This is a genomic window from Streptomyces sp. NPDC094448 (assembly GCF_044763775.1).
GTDB lineage: Bacteria > Actinomycetota > Actinomycetes > Streptomycetales > Streptomycetaceae > Streptomyces.
Genome location: NZ_JBIWGU010000021.1, coordinates 36,125 through 42,124, shown reverse-complemented (window position 1 = coordinate 42,124; position 6,000 = coordinate 36,125). Strand labels below are relative to the sequence as shown.

Sequence of the window (6,000 nt, the reverse complement as noted above, 5' to 3'; positions counted from 1 at the left end):
GAACATCCCCCACCCCCACCCCCACACCACAATCCAGCACCACCACCCCCGGCACCGAACCCCCCGCCACAACCTCCTCCCAACCAACCCACGACACACCCACCGAAGCCACCGAAGCCACCGGAGCAGCCGCAACCACCGACCACTCCACCCCCAACAACGAACCCCCCGAAACCCCCAACTGCTCCCCGGAGACGAGACGGCTGAGCATCGAGCCCACGGACAGCACCGGCTGTCCGGCCGTGTCGGCCATCTGCAACGACAGGCCCGCGTCGCCGACGCGCGTCAGCCGTACCCGTACCTCGGCGGCGCCCACGGCGTGGAGCGTGACGTCGTTCCATGTGAAGGGGATGATCGTGTCATCGCCGTCGCCTTCCAGCAGACCGGCGTGCAGGGAAGCGTCCAGCAGGGCTGGGTGCAGGCCGAACCGGCCCGCGGCAGCCCGCTCCTCCACCGGCAGCGCGACTTCGGCGAAGAGTTCCTCGCCGCGACGCCATACCGCCCGCAGCCCACGGAACACCGGCCCGTAACCGAACCCGGCCTCCGCGAATCGCTCGTAGGCACCTTCGACGGGAACGGGCTCCGCGTCCACCGGCGGCCAGGTCACCGCGTCGAACCCGGCGGTATCCACAGTGACCGGGGTGAGCGCCCCGTCGGCGTGCCGGACCCATACCCCGTCGCCGGCGCCTTCGGTGGACGAGTAGACACCGACGGTCCGACGACCGCCGGCCTCGGGTGCCGATACCCGTACCTGGATCTGTACGCCACCCTGCTCGGGCAGCACCAGCGGCGCACCGAGCGTCAGCTCCTCCACTCCGGCACAGCCGACCTCGGCTCCCGCCCTCAGGGCGAGTTCGAGGAGACCGGTGCCCGGCATCAGCACCGCGCCCTTGACGGTGTGGTCGACCAGCCACGGGTGGGTCTGCCGCGAGAGACGGCCGGTCAGTACCGTCCCGTCCTCGTCCGCCAGGCTCACGGACGCGCCCAGCACCGGATGTTCGGTCGCACCGAGCCCCGCGAACCGCACGTCACCGGCCCGCAGTACCGGGCCGGCGGGCCAGAAGCGCCGGCGCTGAAAAGCGTAGGTGGGCAGTTCGACGGGGCGGGCCCCGGTACCGGTGAAGAGTGCGGCCCAGTCGACCCCGGCGCCGGCGACATGAAGCTCGGCCAAGGCGCGTACGGCCGTCTCTTCCTCGGTGCGACCCTTGCGCAGTGCGGCCAGGAAGAGGCTGTCGGACGGTGCCGAATCCTGGCCCAGGGCTGACAGCACGCTGTCCGGGCCGAGTTCGAGGAAGCGGGTCACGCCCGCTTCGGTGAGGGTGCGGATGCTGTCGGCGAAGCGGACCGCGTCACGGACGTGCCGCACCCAGTACTCCGGGGTGCACAGTTCCTCGGCGCCCGCCACCAGGGCGATCGCGGGCACGGAGAACGACAGCCCGGAGACGACCGCACGGAAACCGTCCAGCATCGGGTCCATCAACGGCGAGTGGAAGGCGTGCGAGACCTTGAGCCGGGTCGTTTTACGGCCCCGGGCCTCGAAGTGGACCCGTACCGCCTCCACCCCTTCCTCGGCACCGGACACCACAACCGCCGAAGGGCCGTTGACCGCGGCAACGGACACCGACGCATCCAGCAGCGGCAGAACCTCGTCCTCGCCCGCCCGCACCGCCAGCATCGCACCACCCTCCGGCAACGCATCCATCAACCGGCCACGCGCCGACACCAGCGCACACGCATCAGCCAGGGAGAACACCCCCGCCACATGCGCCGCAGCCACCTCACCAATCGAATGACCAGCCACAAAGTCCGGAGTCACCCCCCACGACTCGACCAGCCGGAACAACGCCACCTCGACCGCGAACAGACCCGCCTGGGCATGCACGGTCCGGTTCAGAACATCCGCGTCCCCACCCCACACCACCTCACGCACCGGAACATCCAACTCCGCACAGACCGCGTCAAAAGCCTCCGCGAAGACGGGGAAGCGGGCATACAGCTCACGGCCCATCCCCAGACGCTGCGACCCCTGCCCCGAGAACAGGAACGCCGTCTTCCCGCCCAGCGCCCGGCCCTCGATGACCTGCTCACCGTCGAGCACCACAGCCCGATATGCGAAAACCGACCGGCCGAGAGTGGACAGACCCACATCCACCGGCCGCAGCCCCGCATCCTCCGCATACGACCGCAACCGTGCAATCTGGTCGCGCAGCGCCTCCTCCGTCTTCCCCGACACCAGCCACGGCACCACACCCGGCACGACCGAGGGTTCCACAGCCTCCGGGATCACCGGTTCCGGCTGCTCCAGCACCACATGCGCGTTCGTGCCACTGATACCGAACGACGACACACCCGCCCGGCGTACGCGGCCCGACTCCGGCCAGGCACGCTCCTCCGACAACAGCTCGACCTCACCCGCCGCCCAGTCCACATGCGAGGACGGCGCATCGACGTGCAATGTCTTCGGCACCACGCCGTGCCGCATGGCCAGCACCATTTTGATGACTCCGGCCACACCCGCCGCGGCCTGCGCATGCCCGATATTGGACTTCACCGAGCCGATGAGTACCGGGAGTTCACGGTCCTGGCCGTAGGTTGCGATCAGGGCCTGCGCTTCGATCGGGTCACCCAGCGTCGTCCCCGTGCCGTGCCCCTCCACCACGTCCACATCGGACACCGACAGACCACCACTCGCCAGCGCCTGCCGGATCACCCGCTGCTGCGACGGACCGTTCGGAGCCGTCAGACCATTCGACGCACCATCCTGATTCACCGCCGACCCACGCACCACAGCCAGCACCCGATGCCCATTCCGCACCGCATCCGACAACCGCTCCAACACCACCACACCCACACCCTCACCCCAGCCCACACCATCAGCCGCATCCGAAAACGGCCGACACCGCCCATCCGACGACATACCACCCTGACGCCCGAACTCCACAAACGTCGACGGCGTCGACATCACCGTCACACCACCCGCCACCGCCAGCGAACAATCCCCCGACCGCAACGCCTGCCCCGCCAAATGCACCGCCACCAACGACGACGAACACGCCGTATCCACCGTCACCGCCGGACCCTCAAAACCAAACGTGTACGACACCCGACCGGAAGCAATACTCGGCGCACTGCCGCTGCCCTGCTGCCCCTCGAACTCCCGGCCGTCGAGCAGACTCGCGTAGTCGTTGTACATGACACCGGCAAAGACGCCGGTCCGCGAGCCGCGCAACGACACCGGGTCGATCCCGGCCCGCTCCACCGCCTCCCACACCGTCTCCAGCAACAGACGCTGCTGAGCATCCGTCGCCAACGCCTCACGCGGACTCATCCCGAAGAAATCCGGATCGAACCCCGCCGCGTCATAGAGGAAACCACCCGCCCGCGCGAACGACTCACCCCCCACATCCCAGCCACGATCCACCGGAAACCCACCAACAGCATCCACACCATCGGACACCAACCGCCACAAATCCTCCGGCGACCCCACCCCACCCGGAAAACGACACGCCATACCCACGATCACCACAGGATCGTCGTCCTGCGCCGCCACGGCCCGGCGTACGGCGATCGGAGCGGCTTCGGCCTCACCCCCGAGGATTTCGTCGCGGACAAATCCGGTGAGCGCGTCCGCCGTCGGGTAGTCGAAGACCACCGTGGCGGGCAGGCGGAGCCCCGTCACCGAACCCAGCCGGTTGCGCAGCTCGACCGCCGTCAGGGAGTCGAAGCCCAGATCCTGGAAGGCCCGCGCCGGATCCACGTCGGCCGCGCCTCCGTGCCCGAGGACCAGCGCGATCTGCACGCGCACCAGGTCGAGCACCGCCTCGTGCCGTTCCGCGGCGGCGAGGCCGGACAGTCTCGTACGCAGTGCGGCCGCGTCGGCCGTCCCCGTGCGCAGGGTGCGGCGCGCCCTGGTCCGGATCAGCCCACGGAGCAGCGTCGGCACCTCGCCCCGTGCGCGGATCGCGGCGAGGTCGAGCCGGACCGGCAGAATCACCGGCCGCTCGGCCGAGAGTGCGGCGTCGAACAGGCCCAGGCCGTCCGCCACGGGCAGCGGTGGCATGCCCAACCGGGTGATGCGCTCGACCTCTGCGTCGGTGAGCGAACCGGTCATTCCGCCGGTCTGCTCCCAGGGCCCCCAGGCCAGGGAGGTTCCCGGCAGACCCAGGGCCCGTCGGTGCCCGGCCAGGGCATCGAGGAAGGCATTGCCGGCCGCGTAGTTCGCCTGCCCCGCGCTGCCGAACGCGGCGGCGACGGAGGAGAACATGACGAACGCGGCGAGGTCGCGGTCCTTCGTCGCCTCGTGCAGGTTCCAGGCCGCGTCGGCCTTGGGCCGCAGCACGGCCGAGAGCCGCTCGTTCGTCAGCGAGCCGATCACCCCGTCATCGATCACACCGGCGGTGTGGATCACCGCCCGTACGTCATGGCGGGTGAAGAGGTCGCGTACGGCGGCCGGCTCGGCGATGTCACAGGACTCGACCGCGACCTGTACGTCATGCCGCTTCAGCTCGGCGACGAGTTCGCCGGCGCCCTCGGCGTCCGGGCCGCTGCGGCTGACGAGGAGCAGGCCACGGACACCGTGTTCGGTCACCAGATGCCGGGCGACGGCCCGCCCCAGACCACCCGTACCACCGGTGATCAGAACCATGCCCTCGCCCGCCCACACCGGGGCGGAGTCCGCCACGGCCGCGATCCCGGCAAGCCGGGGCACGAGCAGTTCACCGTCGCGTACCAGTACCTGCGGCTCGTCGACAGCCAGCACCGACTCCAGCAGTGCGGCGGGCTCCTCACCCTCCACATCGATTAGCACGAACCGGCCCGGCTGCTCCGACTGCGCCGAACGCACCAGCCCCCACGCCGCCGCTGCGGCCACATCCGTACCCGACACCGCACCCCGGGTCATCAGTACCAGCCGCGACGGTTCCGGTACCTCCTGCACCAGAGCCAGCACCCGAGCCGACAGCGCGTGCACCGAGCCCGGTACAGCGCCCTCGGCGGTCAGCCGGTGCACCACCACATCCGGCCCCGCCGCCACCGCCCCCGGCACCCGGGCCGGCACCCACTCCACCCCGAACAGGGCATCATGCTGTGGTTCGGCGGAGATCGGACGCACGGTGAGCGCCGTCACCGAGGCAACCGGTTCTCCGTCGGCATCCGCCAGAGCCGCCGAGATCGCCCCGTCGGGCGTACGGGACAGCCGTACCCGCAGAGCGGACTTGCCTGAGGCGTGCAGAGACACGCCGGACCAGGAGAAGGGCACGCCTTGTTCCCCGTCGCCGAGGAGCACGGCCGCGTGGAGGCAGGCGTCGAACAGGGCAGGGTGCAGACCGAATCCGGTCAGATCCGTGTCCTGCGGCAGCGCGACCTCCGCGCAGACCTCGTGGTCGAGCCGCCAGGCCGCTCGCAGGCCCTGGAAGACCGGGCCGTACTCGAACCCTGCCTCGGCGAACCGCTCGTACACCTCCGCCGTGTCCAGCACCACCGCGCCGGCCGGCGGCCAGACCGCCGCGTCGAAGGCCGTGTCCCGAGCAGTCGGGGGGGCGAGCGCGCCGGTGGCGTGCTGGATCCAAGGGGACTCGTCCGCGCCGTCGGGGCGGGAGTGGATCGTCACCGTTCGGCGGCCGGACTCGTCGGGCGCGCCCACCGCCACCTGCACCCGGACGCCGCCCTCGGCTGGCAGGGCGAGCGGCGCGGCGAGCGTCAGTTCCTCCACCACCGGGCATCCCGCTTCGTCACCCGCGCGGACGGCCATCTCGACCAGGGCCGTTCCCGGGACCAGCACCGTACCCATGACCACGTGGTCCGCGAACCACGGGTGGGTGGCCGGCGACAGCCGTCCCGTGAAGAGGTACGTATCCGAGTCCGCCGGCTCCACGGCCGCGCCCAGCAGCGGGTGTTCAGCCGATTCCAGACCTGCGAGCCGTATGTCACCACCGCGCCCGAAGCTGCCGCCCATCGGCCAGTAGCGCCGGTGCTGGAAGGCGTAGGCGGGCAGTTCGACGG

The 6,000-nt window shown here is 70.5% G+C and carries 1 protein-coding gene (running past one end of the window); it reads right to left on the bottom strand.

Going from position 1 to position 6,000, the window contains the following annotated elements:
* On the bottom strand, positions 1-6,000 hold part of the coding region annotated (locus ACIQ9E_RS29455; protein ID WP_403712210.1) for an SDR family NAD(P)-dependent oxidoreductase (this coding region is incomplete at its 3' end). Its footprint extends 7,654 nt past the window's final position; 6,000 of 13,654 annotated nt are visible.